This window comes from Chryseobacterium aquifrigidense (genome assembly GCF_006716485.1).
Lineage (GTDB): Bacteria > Bacteroidota > Bacteroidia > Flavobacteriales > Weeksellaceae > Chryseobacterium > Chryseobacterium vietnamense.
In genome coordinates this window covers 270759-290787 of sequence record NZ_VFPD01000001.1, presented here as the reverse complement: position 1 = coordinate 290787, position 20029 = coordinate 270759, and the positions used below count along the sequence as shown (strand labels likewise).

Here is a 20029-nt window from a genome sequence, read left to right as displayed (position 1 = left end):
TCTCGAATACAGGATCTTTTGGTTATTTAATTCTAATTCTGTTTTATTTTCTGGTGGCTAAGGAATAGATTCCTTTTCCTAAAGTAAATACCGCAACGGCTACCAATCCCCCAACAACACCAAGTGTAAGCTCTTTCAAAACATCCGGCCAGGTTGGTAGTATCCCATGGAAAAATTCAATTCTATGTAGAAAAATTCCACCAGCAACCATTATTAAAGCAATGGTTCCTACTACTCCTAATATTTTAATAACAATAGGTAAAGCCTTCACTAATAGATGTCCAAGACCTCCGAAAAAGCCTTTATCCTTACTTTTCTTTATTAATTTAAACCCTGCATCATCCATTCTTACAATCAAAGCTACAATTCCATAAACTCCAACAGTAGCGATAAATGCAACCAGGCTCGTTACTAAAATCTGCGTAATGAAAGGATGGCTTTCTTCCAATACCGTTCCTAAAGCAATAATAACGATCTCGATGGATAAAATAAAATCAGTTGTAATTGCAGATTTTACTTTCTCTTTTTCAATTTCTTCAGAACTTTTCTGGTCTTCTTCAATTTCCTCTATCACTTCATGACCCTTTTTGTCACGGTGAAAAAGAAATTCTATTACTTTTTCAACGCCTTCAAAAGCCAGATAGAATCCTCCAAGGATCAATACATAATTAATAGCCGGAGCATACAACCAATTGAGTAAAAAAACAATAGGCAGAATGATCAGTTTGTTGATAAAAGAACCTTTCGTAATTGCCCATAAAACAGGAATTTCCCTTGAAGAAAGAAAGCCAGTAGCTTTTTCTGCATTTACAGCCAGGTCATCTCCTAAAATTCCTGCTGTCTTTTGTGTAGCGACCTTACTGGTAACTGCTACATCATCCATCAATGCTGCAATATCATCCAAAATTGCAAAAAAGCCTGATGCCATATTTTAATAATTTTTTAATCTTTGTTAAGTTCAGCAAAAATAATTATTTAATTCCGTTTTTGGATTCATAATCTAACAATAATTTTGAAAATTATAAGAATCGTTAAACAGTCCTTCAGTTTCAATATTTTATATCTTTGCTTAAATCTATTCAATGGATCAAAACTGGGAAGCCCAATTACAAAGTATATGGCTGAAACTGGGAACAATAAGCAATGAAGCGTTTATCCTGCTCATCAAAAATCATGTAGAATTACTTACAATTACGGATTCCCAGGCTATTGCTGATTTTGAAAGAGCCTGTGCTTTTGATTCCACAGGACATGAAAAAGAAGCAGAACCTTTGTACAGGTCAGCATTAGATAAAGGATTAACAGGCTTACGAAGAAGAAGAGCAAGAATTCAGCTGGCAAGCACCTTAAGAAATAATGGGAAAATAGAGGAAAGCATTCAGATTTTAAGGGAAGAGAGATCTACTTATTCTGATGAACTGGATGATGCGGTAGATTCTTTTTTAGCACTGTCCCTTTCTTCAGCGGGAAAGCACAAAGAGGCGCTGTCTTTAGCATTGAAAGCCCTTTCCAAACATTTACCCAGATACAATAATTCTCTATCCTGCTACGCTGAAAACCTGTAATTTTAACCGTTTTTAAAATCTGATACCTATGCAACGTCAATTTCATATTTTAGCTTTAGGATGTTTGTTTTCTCTGTTCTGTTCATTCTGTTCTACTCTAAAAGCTCAGACAGAAAATCATTTCAACACGATTAACCAGGAAAAGAAAAAAGAAGAAATAGACAGGATTATAAAGGCATTTGCTGGTATTAATAAATTTAATGGAACTGCTTTGATCCATTATCAGAATAAAAACATTTTCGAAAAATCATATGGCTGGCAAGATGCGGAAAAAAAGATACCCAATCAGGATAAAAGTATATATCAGATTGCATCTTTAACCAAATCTTTCACAGCCTTGATGATTGTAAAGCTAAATGAAGAAGGGAAACTTTCGGTTAAAGATCCTGTTTCAAAATTTATTTCTGATTATCCAAGAGGAAATGAAATTACAATCGAACATCTTCTTACCCACACTTCAGGAATCTATGAAGTACTACAAAATAAAGAATACTTCGGCCTGCTTTACACCGGAAAAAGTATTAGCAAAGATAAAGAGCTTTCATTTTTTAAAAATGAACCTCTGGCTTTTGAACCCGGCACTCAGTTTTCATATACCAATTCAGGATATATTGTATTGGGAATCATCATTGAAAAAATCACAGGGCTTTCCTATGAGGATGCGATACAAAAAAAAATTTTAACTCCTTTAAAAATGACCCATACCGGGTTTAACTATATGGCTGTGAAAAGTCCTTACAAAACAGTTCCTTATTCCTATATTTCAAACACAAAACAGGAAAAAACAGAAGTCTGGAATTCTACATTAACCGGCCCTGCCGGGCAAATTTACAGTACCGTTGAAGATCTTTACAATTACTATGTCGGATTAAGAGATTATAAAATTGTTTCCAAAGAAGCATTTAAAAAAGCAACCACTCCTTATCTTAGCGGCTACGGCTATGGCTGGTTCATTGATGATCTTTATGGGAAAAAACTGATTAACCATGGCGGAAATATAGAGGGCTCCACAAGTTATTTTGCGATGCTTCCACAGGATGATCTCTGCATTATTCTTCTGAACAATATCACCAGTAAAAAACTTGAGAAAGCGGGAAATACTATTTTAGCAGCGCTTTTAGAACAACCTTACAGTCTTCCACAACCGAAGAAAGAAGCCATATTAAGTGCCGGTATCCTAAAAAAATACATGGGTGATTATCAGCTTTCAGAGGAAAGCATTATCCATATTCTGTACGAAAACGGACAGCTTTTTATGCAGAACAACAAAGATCCTAAAGTAAGAATACTGGCTGAAAAAGAGGATACATTTTTTGTGCAGGATGATGACACTGAGATCTCTTTTATTTTCAAAGAAGGTGAAAAGGGTGTTATTACCATCAAAAAAGGACTTTCATCAAAAACAGCAGAAAAGCTCTAATTAAGCATTGATTACGTCATAATCAATAGAATTTTCCGTAAATTTAAATAATGAAAAAACTCATTCTCCGGTATCATTTTTTCGTCATGGGATGCATTGGTTTCCTTTTGCAGTCGTGTAATACGAAATTCAGAGTTTGGGTAGGTCCCGGAGGACAGCAGAAGATCTATAATTTAAAATATGGCGAGCATAAAAGGCAGAAAATGGATGTTTTTCTTCCCAAAGATTATGCTGAAGATTCTCCTGTAGTACTTATCGTTCATGGTGGAGCATGGACTTTAGGCAAAAAGGAACATATGATCCAGGTTCAGAAAATGCTTTTTGAAAACAAGATTCCAAGTATCAATATGAACTATAGATTGGTTTCTTCCAAGAAAAAAATCACGTATAAACAACAGCTTGAAGATATTGCGCTCGCCATTGAAAAATTCAATTCCCTGGCGGAAAAAGCAGAGCTTCAACCCAACAATTATATTCTTCTGGGAGAAAGTGCCGGTGGACATCTCGCCTTACTTTACGGATACCAGCATCCTGAGCACATCAAAAAAATCATCTCTTTAAGTGGACCGACAGATTTTTACAGCTCTGAATATCTTAAATCCTTTTATTCAAAATATACTTCTCCAACTTTTCAAAAAGTAGTAGGAACTAAGTTTGAACGGAAAAATGTTTCTGAAGCCTTCAAAGAAGCCAGTCCTATTGCTAATATTACGAATGTTCCTACCTTGCTGTTTCAGGGAAACAATGATGTACTGGTCAACCAGCATCAGGGAATTGCGATGGACTCTGCGCTTACCAAGATGAACATTCCACACAAATTCATTTTCATGAAAGGTGCCGGACATGCCCCAAGATTCTTCAGTAAAAGAAAAAGAGACAGCATTATCTATCCAAATATTCTGGAATGGATTAAAGAATAGTTACCTCTTTAATGCAAAGAATAAATAATTAGACAACTATTTTAAACAATCATTTTTAAGAATCTTTTAAACATCTAGTACAAAAACAATTTTTGCCTTATAGATCTATTTAAAACGCTATGTCCGCAAAGAAATTGTAAAGCTTATATTCTATCGATCGCAAAGGCACTTCGTTCAGCGAGGCAGGTTACTTAGCTAAGTGAAACGTCTCTAAGAACGAAAAGTAACAGATCATAATAGTAACCTTGCGAGCTTTGCGTGGTAAAAAACATCTCCTATATATAAAAAAGCCATCTCAGTGTTGAGACGGCTCTATATTTTTGATTGAAATTCTTATTTATTCAAAGTCCTGATCTTCATATTTGGAAAGATCTTCTTTTTTCCCAAAAACAAACTTGATGATCACCGGAAGTGTAGTTACCAATACAATGACGATAATGATGTATTCCAGCTTTTGCTTTAGGTTGATTCCAAACTGCTCCATGAAAAGTTTGTCCAGATAATGGCCCGCAAAGATCAAAATGAATGACCATAATACCGCGCCAATGATATTATCTCTTAAAAACTCTTTCTTATCCATCTTTACAATTCCAGCTACAATGGGAGTAAAAGTTCTTACAACAGGTAAGAATCTTGCCATAATAACAGCTAATGCTCCATGTTTTTCAAAGAAATCGTGTGCCTGATAAAGGTATTTTTTCTTGAAAAGCATTGAATCCGGTCGTTTATACAAAGCAGGTCCTGCTTTTCTTCCGAAATAGTAGCCTACTTCATTTCCAATAATAGCCGCCAGAGCTACTCCCGAGGCAAGTAATGTGGTATCTAAGAAATCGCTTCCTGTAGATCCAAAAGTCTCTTTGATGATTTCAACAGCATAAATTCCTGAAACGAACAGTAGTGAATCCCCAGGTAGAAAAAATCCTACAAAAAGACCTGTTTCAGCAAAAACAATAAACAAAATCAGCCAAAACCCTCCCATTTTTATATAAAACTCCGGGTTTAATAAATCCTTCCAGCTATTGAAATCTTCCATAAATATCGATGAACAACAAAAGTAAGTCTAAAATGTCTGAAACAAAAATTAATTATAAGATTTTAACTAAAATTCAAACATGATTTTTATATGTCCATATCATCATCAGAAATCGCAGTTCCATCAGCCATTAAGAATGCTTTCAGGAAAGGAGTAATATTTCCGTTCATTACAGCATCCACATCTGAAGTTTCATGACCGGAGCGTACATCTTTTACCAATTTGTATGGATGCATGACGTAGTTTCTGATCTGGCTTCCCCACTCGATTTTCATTTTGTTAGCTTCTATCTCATTTCTGGCTTTCATACGTTCTTCCAATTCCATTTCATAGAGTCTTGAACGAAGGAGCTGCATTGCTTTTTCTTTATTCTGAAGCTGAGAACGGGATTCTGAGTTTTCAATGATAATTCCTGTAGGAGCGTGACGAAGACGTACAGCGGTTTCTACCTTGTTGACGTTCTGTCCTCCTGCTCCGGAAGCTCTCATTGTTTCAAAGCTGATATCGGCAGGGTTGATGTTGATTTCAATAGTATCATCCACCAAAGGATATACATATACCGAAACGAAACTGGTATGGCGTTTTGCATTACTGTCAAAAGGGGAAATCCTTACAAGTCTGTGTACTCCGTTTTCACCTCTCAAATATCCAAAAGCAAATTCCCCTTCAATTTCCAGCGTAACGGTCTTCACCCCGGCTACATCACCTTCCTGGTAGTTCAGTTCACGGATTTTATATCCTTGTTTTTCTGCCCACATCGTATACATTCTCATCAGCATAGCTGCCCAGTCGCAACTTTCTGTTCCTCCGGCTCCTGCGGTAATCTGCAGCACTGCAGAAAGCTCATCACCTTCGTTAGAAAGCATATTTTTGAATTCCAAATCTTCAATTTTCTCCACCAATTGCGGGAAAGTTTCGTCCAGTTCTTTTTCAGAATCCGGATCTTCTTTAGCAAAATCAGCCAATACCTGCAGATCTTCAAACTGTGTCTGAATTTCGTCATAGCCCTCTACCCATTTTTTCTTGGAACGAAGCTGTTTTAGAAATGCTTCAGCAGTTTTCGGGTTATCCCAAAATTCGGGTGCCGCAGTTTTTTCATTATCATTGGCGATTTCAATCTTCTTTTTTTCAATCTGAAGGTATCTGTGTAAGTCTTCAATTCTGGATTGAACTTCTTTTATCTGATCGTTGTTTATCACGAATATTTCTTTTTACAAAAATAAGGAATTCTTTTAGAGTGGAGAGATACGGGTTTAAAGTTCGGGATTAAAGTTTTGGGGTAAAGTTTTGAATCCGAGATTCGGGTTCCAGGGTGCAGAGTTCAGGTTTGAATTTTTGGAATTTAAATTTTCCTTTATATTTATATTTTAAAACAGGTTCAAATGGATATCAATGATTGGATTAATGAGCGTAATGGAAATTTTGCTCAGTTAAAGAAGCTTATCATTTCAATGAATTTAATGCCCGGTCTTTCTAAAAACAGTTTTGATCACTTAACAGAAAAACTTCTTCAACAGCTGGAAAAAGGGGCTGATCAGGAAAAGCTTGAAAATATTATAGAAACCGAGTTGGGAGTCAGTTATGGTCTTTACAGATCTGAGTTTATTGCTGAAGATATTGCAAGAGATATTTTAAAGTGGTGGGAAAACAGTTAAATCACTCGTTGATAATTTCAGCGTCAAAACTTCTTTTAAGATATTCTTTTGCTTGTTTGCTTTCCGATTTGAACCCTATCATAGTTAAAGCGTAGACAAACAAAAGCATACCTAAAGGAAGAAAAAGCTCTACCGATATTTCTTTTTCTCTTATAGCTCTTATGGAAACGCCTATGAAGAAAATCACGGCAAATGAACACCAGACTATTAAAAAAAAGAAGACAAATGCATGTAGGGACATGGTCACCTGTATTTGTGCTCCATTATTTTCATTTTGAATTCTACCGTTTATCTGAGGAAGGAAAGAGTTTCTGTACTGAATAACTTTACTTATTTCAAAGCTATTATTATGGATAGATCCTTCATATTCTTTTATATAATTTCTCCCTAAACCGAATTTTTTAGGCTCTACAAAACCGGAAAGTCTTGTTAAAACTTCCTGTTCAGACAAGTTTGTTTTGTAAGTAATACGTTCAAAGGGCAAGTATTTCATGTTTATCAACGTTATAATTATATCATTTCTGCCACCATTTCCCCTATCTTCGGAGCCAGAGCAACTCCCATTCCAGAAAGTCTTACGGCACAAAACTGTCTCTTTGAAACCTGCTTCACAATAGGTGACTTTTCTTCGCCCATAGCCATTATTCCTGACCAACGAAGGGCAATTTTAAAGTCTTTATAAGGAAGGATGACCTCTCTTAAAAAGTTTTCCAAGTGATTCTGCAGAAATTCTGTGGTTTCAAAAGCCGTGGTTTCTTCGGTTTTAAAATCCTGATTTCTTCCGCCACCGAGCAATATCCGGTTTCCTACATTTCTGAAATAGTAGTAACCTTTGTCATAATGAAATGTACCTTTAAGCTTCAATCCTTCTATCGGCTCAGTCAGGAGAATCTGTCCGCGGGCGGGAACGATATTTTCTTCTTTCAGAAACTTTGAAGTGAATGCATTGGTGCAATAGATGAGCTGGTCTGCTGTTACAGAAAGATCCGTTGAAAGCTGAACCTCAACTTGGTTTGTTTCGTTAATATGCTGAACTTCTGTACCAAATAAAAATTCAATTTTCAGTTCATGACACTTTTCTAAAAGCTTTTGTAATAATTTTCCTGAATGCAGACTTCCTTCACAGGGATTTTCAATCAGGAATTCAGATTTCCCAAGTCCGAATTCCTGTATTTTATTCTGTTTTAAAGTATAAGTCTGATCCAGCCCGGTTATTGGTTTCAGTTTTTCATTGACTGCTTCAATCCGGGATAAAGGTTCTTCATTATTTACGATTTCATAGCCTCCGTTAAGTTCGAAATCAATTTCACTATTTTTGAAATAATGTTGGATTTTCTGAAGTCCATTATATCTCATTGTAACGAGTTCCAGTGTTTTTTCCCAGCCCATTTTTTCAGAATCTGCAATAACTTCGGTAAGACTTCCAAAACAGGCAAAGCCGGCATTTCTCGTAGAAGCACCCAATGGGATTGCGTTTCGTTCAATAATGAGAACAGATTTTTCAGGATATTTCTCTTTGACAGATATAGCGGTCCACAGTCCCGAAAATCCGGCACCGATTATGATAATGTCACGCTTTCTGTAGAAAGTATCCAGTTCCCAGACGCTGTTCATAAATAATGAGTAATGAGTAATAAGTAATTTTTTATAAAACCTTAGACTTTAAACTTTAAACTTTAAACCTTGAACTTTAAACGGTTTATCCCTTATCCCCTTCATCATTATGCTGGAATCCGATGGCTCTTTGTGGTTCCTCAACAACTCTGTAGGTTTCAAGTTCATTTTTCAATGCCTGGATTCTGAACTGAAAGTCATCAAAATTATTGATAATAGCATCTGTAAGAAATCTTGCCACCTGGTCAAGGTATTCTTCAGTAAGTTTTGATCCTGCATCTCTCAATGCGCTGTCTAACAGTTTCTGATCAATTTTCAGCTTTTCGTTTCTGGTTCTTTGATAAAGGTTTTTGATTCTTTTCTTCAGGCTTTGGGTAAAGTCTATCAGCATTGTATTGCTGAATGCTTTCATCTTTGAAGATATTTCATGCCAGAAAGGAACTTTATCAGCCTTGTTATTTTTAAGTATTTTGTAGAGTAAAGAATCTTCTTCCAATCCTCTGGTCATGGCATACAGAATGATTTCTGAACGCTCGGAAGCATTGGGTGGAAATATTGGAATCATCACATCAAATCTTCCCGGAGCAAGAATTTCTTCGTCAATTTCTGAAACAGAATTAGCAGAACCAACCATCAAAACGCCTTCTTTTTCAAATTTTCCGATGTAATGAAGAATCAGTTCCTGTGCTTCAAGATTACAGGAAGCAACATCTGTTTCCGCCCTTCTCTGCATCATAATTTCATCGAAATCATCCATAAAAAGAAGCATTTTGTTTTCCTTCATCATGCTCAGCAAAAAATCACTGAAATTGATCTCATTGCCATCTATGAGCGAAGTTCCCAGATAATGTTTTTTGACTTCTTTAAACTGATATCCGATAATTTCAGCAATTTTGTTGGCCCAGAATATCTTACCGCTTCCGGGAGGTCCGTACAGAATAATTCCTGCAGGCTTGTTGATGCCCCAGTCTTTGATCTGCTGTGGATTCAGGAAGGGTTCCAGAACTGTGGATGTATAAAAGAACAGGTCTCTGTATCCTATAAAATCTCTTTGCTGCAGGCTGGTTTTATGTCCGAAATAATCATATACAAACTGGTAATTCCCTCCCAGTTTATTATCAATTCCATAGCTTGATATGGAAGATTTGAAAAAACCGTTATCGAAAATATTAAGATTATTGTCTTTAATCACTTTTTCAACCTTATCTTTTGGCTGCTTAATGACTTCAGCAATCTGCTCCAGAGTTTTATTTTTATCTAGATCTTTTTCATATAGCCTTAAAAAATCTACGTTTTCGCGGGCAAACTTTTCAAAATCTTCTTTTACCTCAAAATTCGTACTGACACAGTCTACCAGTTCAAGATCAAAATCCTGAATAAACTGTTTGATGGCTTCTGCAGATACGTTTAATTCTTCTGCCAGTTCAATTAGCTTCATAACTGTTGATTAATTCTATCAAATTTAATGTATTTGTCCATAAATTAATATTGATTTATGATAATTCTGTAACATTCTCTAATTTATATAGACTACTACTATGTAAAACAAATTACATGGAAAAGATTTTATCAGTAAAAAATTTGACAAAAAAATTCAAAAGAGTTGTGGTCAACAATATTTCTTTTGATGTCGAAAGAGGAAATGTTTATGGCCTTTTAGGTCCGAACGGAAGCGGAAAGTCTACAACTTTCGGAATGTTGCTTTCAACCATCAATCCTACCAGTGGAGACTGGTTTTGGTTTGGGAAGAAGGGAACTGATCCGGAAACATTAAAAAAAATAGGAGCGATTATCGAACAGCCTAACTTTTATCCTTACCTCAGTGCAGAAACCAACCTTAAGATTGTCGCAGAAATTAAAAATGCACCCTATTCAAGAATTGATGAAGTTCTGAAAACAGTGAATCTGTATGAAAGAAGAAAAGATACGTTCAAAACTTTTTCTTTGGGAATGAAACAGCGTCTTGCCATTGCTTCTGCGATGTTGAACAACCCTGAAGTAATGATATTGGATGAACCCACCAATGGATTGGATCCTGAGGGAATTATTCAGATCAGGGAAATTATCAGCGATATTGCCAAGCAGGGAATCACCATTATCATTGCCAGCCATCTTCTGGATGAAATTGAAAAAATCTGCAGTCACGTGATTGTTTTAAAGGAAGGAAATTCCATTTACTGTGGAAGAGTGGATGAAATGACTTCCAACAATGGATATTTTGAACTGAAAGCCGATAACAATACACTATTATTAAACGCATTACACGAGCTTCAGTGGTTCTCATCCATCAATCAGGAAGGTGATCTCATCAAAGCTCAGATCCGTGATGACGCTTCCATTTCAGCTTCAGCAATGAATCAGAAACTGGCAGAGAAAGGAATCTATCTTTCCCATTTGACCAGGAAAAAACTATCTCTTGAATCTCAATTCCTTGAACTTGTAAAAAACACCAATTAATCATGATAAAATTATTAAAACTTGAATACTACAAAAACCTGAACTATAAGCCGTTCAAAGTTTTTACGATATTATATTTTGCCATTCTTATTGCTTTGCTTTTCATTGGATTGGTTGACTTTGATGTTTTTGGAGGAACAATCAACTTAAAGGAACAGGGGATTTATAATTTCCCTGAAATCTGGAATTTCACCACATGGATTGTTGCCTTATTGAAGATTTTCCTGGGGCTTATCATTGTTTTCTCTATTTCTCAGGAATTCAGTAACAGAATGTTCAAGCAGAATACGATCGACGGACTGAGCAGAAAAGAGTTCATCACTTCAAAATTGCTGACGATAAGTATTTTCACTATTGTTTCTACCGCAATTGTATTCGGGATTACTATTTTCCTCGGATATCAATACTCAAATACAACGGAATCTACAAAGGTTTTTGCTGAGATATTCTTCATTGGAAATTACTTCGTGAAGCTATTTACGTTCTTTTGCTTCTTAATGTTCCTTTCTATTTTACTGAGAAAATCTGTTTTTGTATTTCTTGCTCTTTTCGTATTCTGGATTGGCGAAGGAATTTTAACAGCTCTTGAAACGTATTCAAAAGTAAAAGGAATGCAGGGGCCTCAAAGAAACGAGGTTCTTCAGAATGACTTTTTTATCTCTCATCTTTTACCGCTGGAAAGTATGTCCAGCCTGATTCCTAACCCGATGATGAGATTAAATATGGCTAAAATGATGGGCTTAAAATATGAATTCCACTACCCTACGGAAAGTCTTATTGCCTGTCTGTTATGGTGTGCTGTTTTCATCTTCGGATCATATTGGATTCTGAGAAAAAGAGATTGGTAGAATTTAATTTCACTATTAATTCAAAATAAAAAGGCTGCCAGATGGCAGCCTTCTTTCATATTACTTTTTATCTAACAACGGAAGATATTTTCCGTATCCTTTTGTTTCCATTTCAGCTTTTGGAATAAATTTCAGAGAAGCACTGTTGATACAGTAACGAAGTCCTCCTTTATCCTGCGGTCCGTCTGTGAAGACGTGTCCCAAGTGGGCATCCCCCGTTTTACTTCTTACTTCCACTCTATCCATACCAATGGAACGATCCAGCTTTTCATCAATCAAACCTTTGGTAATAGGTTTTGAGAAACTTGGCCATCCACACCCGGATTCAAATTTATCGGTAGAGATAAACAATGGTTCTCCTGTTGTAATATCTACATAAATTCCTTCGCGGGTTTCATTCCAGTATTCATTTTGGAAAGGTCTTTCCGTGCCATTTTCCTGGGTAACATTATATTGTTCTGCGGTCAGTTTTTCTTTTAAAACTTTTTTATCCTGTTTCTGATAAGTCGGTTTTGGAAGTGGATTGGCTTTTTTAGCCATTTCAAAAAGTCCCGGTTCAATATGACAGTAACCGCCTGGATTTTTATCCAGATAATCCTGATGATAATCTTCTGCTTTATAAAAATTTTTCAATGGAATCGTTTCTACGACTACTGGTTTATTATAATTCTTTGCAAGCTTCTGAACTTCATCTTTTACCAAAGCTTCATCTGTTTTATTGGTGAAATAGATTCCTGTTCTGTATTGATTTCCTCTGTCATTTCCCTGCTGATCTTTACTTGTAGGATCAATAGTTTTAAAATATAAATCTATCAACAGTTTCAAATCTACCTGTTCAGGATCATATTTTACTTTTACGGTTTCTGCGAAACCTGTTGTATGACTTACCACCTCTTCATAAGTAGGGTTTTGGGTATTTCCGTTGGCATACCCTACTTCTGTTCCTACAACTCCACGAATCTGTTGAAAAAAATGTTCTGTTCCCCAGAAACATCCACCTGCAAAGTAAATCTCTCTAACGTTTTTGTTATCCATAATTTCCTCATTTTCTTTTTTTATTTCCACTACATTGGACCTCGTTTTCTTGAAAAGCCCCGATTCAGCAGCAAATACTGCTATACCCAGAATGATTCCGAGTACAATTAATATATTCTTCATTTTTACTTTTTTATTCATTACTTATTATTTTGAATGATCATTAATCCAAATCCTAAAAACATAAGGTCTTTCAGAATAAAGAAATCTGTCACAGGCACTCCGTCCACTATTTTCCACATTCCCGGTGTTGTCAATAAATAGCTTAATGTTACCAGAAAAGTTACGACCATTCCTATCCCTGCATATTTTTTCAATACAGCAAATTTCGCACTAAATATGAGGAGTAATGCAATGATAATTTCTATCGTTCCGATAAGATTTGACACTGCCTGGACACTCATAATCTTATATACGAAAAAAGTTAAGAAATGGTTTTCCACCAAGGGTTTTATTGCGGCCGCTTCTGTAGGGGTAAATTTGAAGATGCCAATCCACAGCAAAATAAGAGCTGCTCCGAAAAGGGAGATATAATACCCGGTTCGGGTTAATTGATTTTTTGATTCCTGTACTGTTCCGACCATATTTTAAGATTTTAGTTAATACTTTATCGTTTTCAAAAGTATAGTCGGAGCAATTTTACAATCCTGACAAAAATTTTCTCAGAAATTTAATTTATCGATCATTTTATTTTTAAAGTCCTGAATTTCAGAATCATTAATTTCAGTTTCTTTTTCAGAAAAAGTCTTTTTAAACGCTTTATCCAGAAGTGCCAGCTTTTCATTGTACATTCTGCACCATTTACAGATCATCAGGTGCATGCTCAGCATCCTGTTTTCTTTGGCAGAAATAGATTGGGCATTCCTTTTTTCCATCAGTAAAGTTGCTTCACTGCATGGTAAAAATAATATATGTAGTATTCTTCGTATCATGATCCTTATGATTTTGAAAACCAGTTAAACTCAAGACATTCTCTGAGCTGCATCCGGCTTCTCTGCAAAATCTTCCATAGATTAGTCGTAGAAACATTCAATTCCTGACTTACTTCCGGTGCTTTTTTTTCTTCTATATAATACATTTTCAGCAGAATCTTCCATTTGGAGGGTAATTCCTCAATGCATTCTTCCAATGTTTTATTAAAATCCGTACTGTCTAAAAGTTCATCTCCTTCCCCTGAAATGTTCCAGTCATTCAAAACATCATTATTTTTCCATGATCCTGTTTCATCAAAAAAATGATCCAATCTTATATTGGGTTCCGATTTGTATTTTTTCCGGTAGAAATCTGCCACTTTCCTGTTCAGAACAGACATCAGCCATGTCAGAGGCTGGCTTTTTCCTTCAAAGGAATCATATCCCGTATAGGCAGCAAGAAAAACTTCCTGAACCACATCCTGTGCATCCTCTTTATTGGAAAGTACATACAGCGCCCGCTTCAAAAGCGGCCCTGAATACTGTTCTATCCAGCTTTTCAGCTCTTCATCTTTTGTCATTGAAGGATTTTTGTCTTATTTCAAATTACAACGAAGGTAGTAAGTTAAACGGAAATTGCAAAACCAGATAGATTATTATTAATTATAACCATCTCAAACCTTATAGGTTTTGAAAACCTACAAGGTTTACGACACATCCATTACCCAAATCCGGCACCATTCAAAACATAGCATAAAATTATTACAAATCGCTTAAAAATCTTAAATTTGCATCTTATCAAAAATTTGATATTTAAAAAAGCAAAAGCAATACTATGACATCACAAGAAATACGTCAAAAATTTTTAGACTATTTTAAAAGTAAAGGGCACCTTATTGTTCCTTCAGCTCCTATTGTGCTGAAAGACGATCCTACCCTTATGTTTTCCAACTCAGGAATGACCCAGTTCAAGGATTTTTTCCTTGGTTATAAAACCCCTACCGCCCCTAGAATTGCCGATACACAAAAGTGTCTGAGAGTTTCAGGGAAGCACAATGACCTGGATGATGTAGGTAGAGATACTTACCACCATACCATGTTTGAGATGTTGGGAAACTGGTCTTTCGGGGATTACTTCAAAAAAGAGGCTATTGCTTTTGCCTGGGAATTACTGACTGAAGTATACGGAATTCCAAAAGAAAATTTATACGTAACGATTTTTGAAGGTGATGCTTCAGAAAATCTGGACAGAGACCAGGATGCTTATGATTTCTGGAAATCTCATATTTCAGAAGACAGAATCATCAACGGAAATAAAAAAGATAACTTCTGGGAAATGGGTGAAAGCGGACCGTGCGGACCGTGTTCGGAGATCCATATTGACCTGAGAACTCCTGCAGAAAAAGTAGCCGTTCCCGGAATTTCCCTTGTGAATCAGGATCATCCACAAGTTGTGGAAGTATGGAACCTGGTTTTCATGGAATTCAACAGAAAAGCAGATAAATCTTTAGAAAAGCTTCCTGCTCAGCACGTAGATACGGGAATGGGCTTTGAACGTCTTTGTATGGCGCTGCAAGGGAAGTCTTCCAACTATGATACGGATGTTTTCACGCCTCTTATTGCTAAAGTTGAGGAACTTTCAGGTAAAAAATACACCGGGATTCTAGAAGATGAAAAGGACATTGCAATCCGTGTTGTGGTAGACCACATCAGAGCCGTTTCATTTGCTATTGCAGACGGACAGTTACCTTCTAATGGTGGTGCAGGCTATGTTATCAGAAGAATTTTAAGAAGAGGAATTTCTTATTCTTACCGATTCCTGGATATGAAAGAGCCTTTCCTTTACAAGCTGGTTGCTGTACTTCAGGAACAAATGGGAGCTTTCTTTCCTGAACTTGAAAAACAAGGAAAACTGGTTGCTGAAGTGATCAAAAGTGAAGAAGATTCATTCTTAAAAACCATTGAAAACGGTTTGATCAGAGTAGAAAAACTGATCCAGCAGACTATTGCCAATAACCAGCAAGTATTACCAAGCGAAGAAGTTTTTGAATTGTATGATACCTATGGTTTCCCAGATGATTTGACAAGGATTATTGCTGAAGAAAAAGGGTTAACGATTGATGAAACAGGATTCAAAGCTGAAATGGAGAAGCAGAAACTTCGTTCAAAAGCTGATTCTGCCCAGAAAGTTTACGACTGGGTTACTTTAGAGGAAAGAGATGAAAACTTTGTAGGATACGATCAGATTGAATCCGAAACCTATATTACAAGATACAGAAAGGTAGAAAACAAAGACGGAGAATTTTACCAGGTGGTATTAAGCAGTTCTCCTTTCTATCCTGAAGGAGGTGGACAGGTTGGAGACAAAGGTGTTCTTGAAAATGCAGTTGAGAGCTTCGAAGTACTGGAAACTAAAAAAGAAAACGGATTGATCATTTCACTGATCAACGGTCTTCCTAAAGATGCAGGTGCTGTTTTCTATGCTAAAGTAAACGCTTCAGAGAGAAAAAATTCTCAGGCCAACCACTCGGTGACTCACCTTCTGCACGAAGCTTTAAGAGATGTTTTAGGAACTCACGTAGAACAGAAAGGTTCTTATGTAGGTCCTGATTATCTGCGTTTCGACTTCTCTCATTTCAACAAAATGACTGAGGAAGAACTGGCATTAATTGAAGAAAAAGTAAATAAAAAGATCAAAGAAAGTATTGCTTTACAGGAATTCAGAAACATTCCGATCCAGGAAGCTCTGGAGAAAGGGGCAATGGCTTTATTTGGTGAAAAATATGGTGACAGTGTGAGAATGATCCAGTTTGGAAGTTCAAAAGAACTTTGCGGAGGAACTCACGTAAAAAACACCAGCGAAATTGGTCATTTCAAGATCACTTCTGAAGGTTCTGCTGCTGCGGGAATCAGAAGGATTGAAGCGATTTCAGGAGATAAATCTGAAGAATATTTCAACAACCTTGAAAAACAGATCATTGAACTTTCTCAATTATTGAAGTCTAAAGATGTGGTAAGATCTATCGAAAAACTGATCGAAGAAAATACTTCATTAAAGGCTGAAGTAGATGCTCTTAAAAAGGAAAAAGCAAAAGGAGAAATCGGAGAATGGAAGAATGCTTATGAGCAGAAAGGCAACAAGCAGCTTTTAGTAAAGAAAACGTCGCTGGATGCAGGTTCTGTAAAAGACATCGTATTCCAGTTGAAGAGAGAAATCCCGGCTTCAGTTACAATTATCCTTTCTGATGCAGATGGAAAACCAATGATTACCGTTGGAGTTTCTGATGATCTTGCTGCAGACTATCAGGCTGGTGCTATTGTAAAGGATCTTGCAAAAGAAATCCAAGGTGGCGGCGGTGGAAACCCAGGCTTTGCAACGGCAGGTGGTAAAAACATTGAAGGGTTGGAAAATGCTTACCAAAAAGCTTTAAATATTTAAAAATAGAATACCTATTATAAATTTTAGAACAGGCTGTTTCATTTTGAGACAGCCTGTTTTCGTTTTTAATCATTAAATCCTAATGATCACAAAAAAACATACCCGTCATAAATATTTTCGTTCGCAAAGACATTACACTCAGCCATGAAATGATTGCATTTTTTACTGAATAGAATGCCTAACTACAAAACACCAATTTTTCGAAACATTCAAATTAAAACTCCTGAAGCTTAACTGCTAAGAAGTTTTTATTTGGAAATTCCGGTAAAATACACAAAGACTATCTGGTGCAATTCTTCATTTGACCTTGCCCTTGAAAAGTCCATAAAAACATTAGATTAAATCAATGTTATACTCTGTTAAAAACTTTTCTACAATAATAAATATCATTATTTTTGACGTAGTTTTTTTACATGAAAAGGGGTTTACTGTTATTATTTTTTATGATCTGCTTTTTGGGGTATTCACAAACAAAAATTAAGGTTGTGGATGACGCCAGTCAAAAACCTGTCTTTAAAGCAAAGATATCCTGTGACCATGCAGTTATCGGATACACCAATGAACAAGGTATTCTGGAGTTTAAAACAGGATGTAAAAACATTGATATTGATGCAGATTCTTATCAGAAAGAAACCATTACTGTGGAAAGCAGTATGGAGGTTTCCTTACTAAAAAAAATATCTAAGACAACCAACATTGAAGCCATTGTTATTGAAGATAAAAGTGATCCCAGAGCTCTGGAAATTCTTAGAAAAGTTAATAAACTCTACAAAGAAAATTCCCCGAAAAGCTTAGGTTCTTATTCTTATAAATCTTACGAAAAAATTTCTCTGGACATTGATGAAGACAGCCTTTCCCAGTTTAACCAGTATTTTAGTGATTTAAACATTTTCAAGAAAAAAAGAGAAAAAGACTCCCTGAATAATATTAACGCAAGAAAAATATTTTCAAAAAGCAAACTCTTCCTGTGGGAAAGGGCTCAGGAGTTTTTATATTCCAAAAAATATGGGGAGAAAATCAATATTCTGGACAACAGGATTTCGGGTCTGAAACAGCCAATCTACGAAATGATTGCCCTTCAGCAAAGTAACAGGGATGTTGTTCCCGAGCAGTTGAAACCGGAAAACAGAGGACTGTACCGATTCTTCCTTTCGGATACCATTAGCCTTGATGGAAGAAAAAACTTTGTGATCCGTTTCCGTGAGGTGAACTACAAAAAACCGGACAGAAAACGAAAGTATAATGGTGCAATCTATGTAGATACTGAAACTTACGGAGTCAAAAAAATTGAAAATTTCAGTAAAAACAAAAACGAAGGAATTATCACCAGTACCTGGGTGTTTTATAACAACAAATGGTTTCTTGCCCACGAAAAAGCCAAGCTTAAAATGGGTAAAATGGCTATGGATGACAAAGTGCATGCTGATGATAAAAAAGACAAAAAAAGCTTTGGAACCTACGCTTTTCTTACCTCAAAATATTTTGATTTTGAATCCCCCATTGAAGAAGATCCAAAAGATTTCAAAGGCTATACTTTTTCTGTAAAAAATATTGACGGCCATTCGCTGGACCAATATAGAACGGATCCGCTTACCGAGAGGGAACAAAATACCTATAAAACGATCGACAGTTTAGGAAAAAAATATAAAATTGACAGCAAAGCACAGATTTTATCAGGATTACTGAACGGACAGATCCGAGTAGGTTCTGTGGATTTTGCCGTAGATGAAATTGTTAACTATAACTCTTATGAAGGTTTTAGATTAGGTTTAAAAGCCAAGCTGAATGAAAATTTCAACCCTTACTTTTCACCGGATTACTACTTTGCTTACGGAGTAAAAGACAGAAAATGGAAGTACGGAATGGGGCTTGACATGAAAACCACTCTGGAAAAGAACTCCTTTTTCAGATTTGAGGTGTATGATGATGTAACAGCCTCAGGAGAATTCAACCGAAAGCTTTGGAATTTCAAGATGAGAATGATGAACTTCGGGAATAATCTGAATAACGACCGGTATTTTCACTTTAAAGGAATGTCATTATCTTACCTCAACGATGTCACTAACGGGCTTACCGTTGCTCTTGCTGTAAGAAGAAATACAGAAGAAGCAGAATTTGACTATCAGTTCAGGGACAGGGGTACTTCATACCGCAATTTCAATACTCTTTTCACCTTAAAATATTCTCCGAATTCTACCAATATCATGACTCCACAGGGAAAATCTCTGATTGATCAGAAATACCCTGAACTCTATTTTAATTATGAGCAGAGTTACAAAATCCTGCAGGGAGATTTTAATTATTCCCGCTTTGACGCCTTGTTTGTTCATAATTTCAAAACACCAATCGGGACTACAGGTTTCAGATTGTATGGAGGTCTTGTGCTGGGTGGAGCGCCGATCTGGAAAAATTTTACGATGAACGGACTGGCTTCGCCAGGTAAAGATTTTAATTTTAACCTTACATCGTACCTTGGATTTGCAACACTGGAGGGAGGAAAATACTATAATGACAGATTCGTAGCCTATTACTTCACACACAAACTTCCCTGGTATTTAAAAAGTTTCGGACACAATGTTTCCAGCTTTGATTTTGTCTTAAGAGGAACTATCGGAGATATGAAACATCCGGAATACCATCAGTTTAAATTCAGAAAACTGGATCACCTGTATCAGGAAGTCGGCGTGGAATGGAATAATTTCCTTTCCAGCTATTTCAATCTCGGTGTATTTTACAGAGTGGGTTATTATGCGACACCACACTTCAGAGAAAATTTTGCCATCCAGTTTAAACTGAAGTTTCTGGAGTTTTAATCGTCCGGAAAATACAAAATCTTTATTTTTGAATAAGAATTCAGAAATATTCAACAATAATATATAAAAAAGAACATGCAGAAAATCGAAATAAAAGCAGAACAGTTTTTTGAATTATTAAAATTAAAAGACACTCCGATGTGGGAAATTTTCTCACAGATGATCGATGGAAATGAAAAGGAAATTATCTTTTTAGACAACGAAGACAAGATCCTTTTTAATTATATTCTACCTTCCACCAGGGAAAAACTGGAAGAAGACAGAAAAGAGTTTTCAAAACAGTTTTCAGAAAAATTAGCTGAATTTAATTAAACACTGT

At 36.1% G+C, this 20029-nt stretch carries 19 protein-coding genes; 9 read left to right on the top strand and 10 right to left on the bottom strand.

Features of this window, described 5'->3' with window-relative positions; genetic code table 11:
* Positions 1-43 precede the first annotated feature (43 nt).
* On the bottom strand, positions 44-928 hold the full coding sequence (locus tag FB551_RS01345) for a DUF808 domain-containing protein (RefSeq protein ID WP_047432512.1): 885 nt from the start codon (positions 926-928) through the stop codon (positions 44-46).
* 154 nt (positions 929-1082) lie between these two features.
* On the opposite strand from FB551_RS01345, the gene FB551_RS01340 reads away from it, so the two are divergent.
* Genes FB551_RS01340 through FB551_RS01330 form a run of 3 tightly spaced genes read left to right on the top strand, consistent with a single transcriptional unit; the run spans position 1083 to position 3905 of the window.
* Entirely contained in the window at positions 1083-1565 is a 483-nt protein-coding gene (locus tag FB551_RS01340; RefSeq protein ID WP_142014259.1) for a tetratricopeptide repeat protein, read from the top strand.
* 28 nt (positions 1566-1593) lie between these two features.
* A complete protein-coding gene (locus FB551_RS01335) occupies positions 1594-2985 on the top strand; it encodes a serine hydrolase (protein ID WP_142014256.1) in 1392 nt (463 codons plus the stop codon).
* Positions 2986-3035: 50 nt separating this feature from the next.
* Complete coding sequence (locus tag FB551_RS01330; RefSeq protein ID WP_142014253.1) at positions 3036-3905, top strand: alpha/beta hydrolase; 870 nt, start codon at positions 3036-3038, stop codon at positions 3903-3905.
* Between the two features lie 337 nt (positions 3906-4242).
* Here FB551_RS01330 and FB551_RS01325 read toward each other — a convergent pair whose 3' ends face one another.
* Both FB551_RS01325 and prfB read right to left on the bottom strand, forming a co-directional pair.
* Positions 4243-4938 carry a DedA family protein gene (locus tag FB551_RS01325; protein WP_047432523.1) on the bottom strand — a complete coding sequence of 232 codons (696 nt, stop codon included), beginning with the start codon at positions 4936-4938 and terminating at the stop codon, positions 4243-4245.
* 86 nt (positions 4939-5024) lie between these two features.
* Positions 5025-6137 carry a peptide chain release factor 2 gene (prfB, locus tag FB551_RS01320; protein ID WP_142014250.1) on the bottom strand — a complete coding sequence of 371 codons (1113 nt, stop codon included), beginning with the start codon at positions 6135-6137 and terminating at the stop codon, positions 5025-5027.
* A gap of 183 nt (positions 6138-6320) precedes the next feature.
* Here prfB and FB551_RS01315 point away from each other — a divergent pair, with 183 nt between their 5' ends.
* Entirely contained in the window at positions 6321-6593 is a 273-nt protein-coding gene (locus FB551_RS01315) for a hypothetical protein (protein ID WP_142014247.1), read from the top strand.
* Between the two features lies 1 nt (position 6594).
* Here the strand turns inward: FB551_RS01315 and FB551_RS01310 are convergent, their stop codons facing one another.
* From FB551_RS01310 to FB551_RS01300, 3 genes are all read right to left on the bottom strand, one after another.
* On the bottom strand, positions 6595-7086 hold the full coding sequence (locus FB551_RS01310; RefSeq protein ID WP_142014244.1) for a hypothetical protein: 492 nt from the start codon (positions 7084-7086) through the stop codon (positions 6595-6597).
* Between the two features lie 17 nt (positions 7087-7103).
* Positions 7104-8207 (bottom strand): NAD(P)/FAD-dependent oxidoreductase, encoded by a 1104-nt coding sequence (locus tag FB551_RS01305; RefSeq protein WP_142014241.1) that lies wholly within the window; start codon positions 8205-8207, stop codon positions 7104-7106.
* An 85-nt stretch (positions 8208-8292) separates the two neighbouring features.
* Positions 8293-9645, bottom strand: a complete 1353-nt coding sequence (locus FB551_RS01300) for an ATP-binding protein (protein WP_142014239.1) — start codon at positions 9643-9645, stop codon at positions 8293-8295.
* Positions 9646-9761: 116 nt separating this feature from the next.
* Here FB551_RS01300 and FB551_RS01295 point away from each other — a divergent pair, with 116 nt between their 5' ends.
* The gene (locus FB551_RS01295; protein WP_142014236.1) at positions 9762-10664 is read left to right on the top strand and encodes an ABC transporter ATP-binding protein; all 903 of its coding nucleotides are present in this window, start codon (positions 9762-9764) and stop codon (positions 10662-10664) included.
* 2 nt (positions 10665-10666) lie between these two features.
* Positions 10667-11512 (top strand): ABC transporter permease, encoded by an 846-nt coding sequence (locus FB551_RS01290; RefSeq protein WP_142014232.1) that lies wholly within the window; start codon positions 10667-10669, stop codon positions 11510-11512.
* Between the two features lie 60 nt (positions 11513-11572).
* On the opposite strand, the gene msrB is transcribed toward FB551_RS01290, so the two are convergent.
* From msrB to FB551_RS01270, 4 genes are all read right to left on the bottom strand, one after another.
* Entirely contained in the window at positions 11573-12670 is a 1098-nt protein-coding gene (msrB, locus tag FB551_RS01285; RefSeq protein WP_142014229.1) for a peptide-methionine (R)-S-oxide reductase MsrB, read from the bottom strand.
* A gap of 17 nt (positions 12671-12687) precedes the next feature.
* A complete protein-coding gene (locus tag FB551_RS01280; protein ID WP_142014226.1) occupies positions 12688-13131 on the bottom strand; it encodes a DUF417 family protein in 444 nt (147 codons plus the stop codon).
* A gap of 78 nt (positions 13132-13209) precedes the next feature.
* Positions 13210-13479 carry a hypothetical protein gene (locus FB551_RS01275; protein WP_047432542.1) on the bottom strand — a complete coding sequence of 90 codons (270 nt, stop codon included), beginning with the start codon at positions 13477-13479 and terminating at the stop codon, positions 13210-13212.
* A gap of 5 nt (positions 13480-13484) precedes the next feature.
* On the bottom strand, positions 13485-14039 hold the full coding sequence (locus tag FB551_RS01270; RefSeq protein ID WP_142014224.1) for an RNA polymerase sigma factor: 555 nt from the start codon (positions 14037-14039) through the stop codon (positions 13485-13487).
* 254 nt (positions 14040-14293) lie between these two features.
* Here FB551_RS01270 and alaS point away from each other — a divergent pair, with 254 nt between their 5' ends.
* The 3 genes from alaS (at position 14294) to FB551_RS01255 (ending at position 20022) form a co-directional block, all read left to right on the top strand.
* Positions 14294-16897 (top strand): alanine--tRNA ligase, encoded by a 2604-nt coding sequence (alaS, locus tag FB551_RS01265; protein ID WP_142014221.1) that lies wholly within the window; start codon positions 14294-14296, stop codon positions 16895-16897.
* 485 nt (positions 16898-17382) lie between these two features.
* Positions 17383-19710 carry a hypothetical protein gene (locus FB551_RS01260; RefSeq protein ID WP_226798592.1) on the top strand — a complete coding sequence of 776 codons (2328 nt, stop codon included), beginning with the start codon at positions 17383-17385 and terminating at the stop codon, positions 19708-19710.
* Between the two features lie 75 nt (positions 19711-19785).
* Entirely contained in the window at positions 19786-20022 is a 237-nt protein-coding gene (locus FB551_RS01255; protein ID WP_047432550.1) for a hypothetical protein, read from the top strand.
* Positions 20023-20029: the final 7 nt, after the last annotated feature.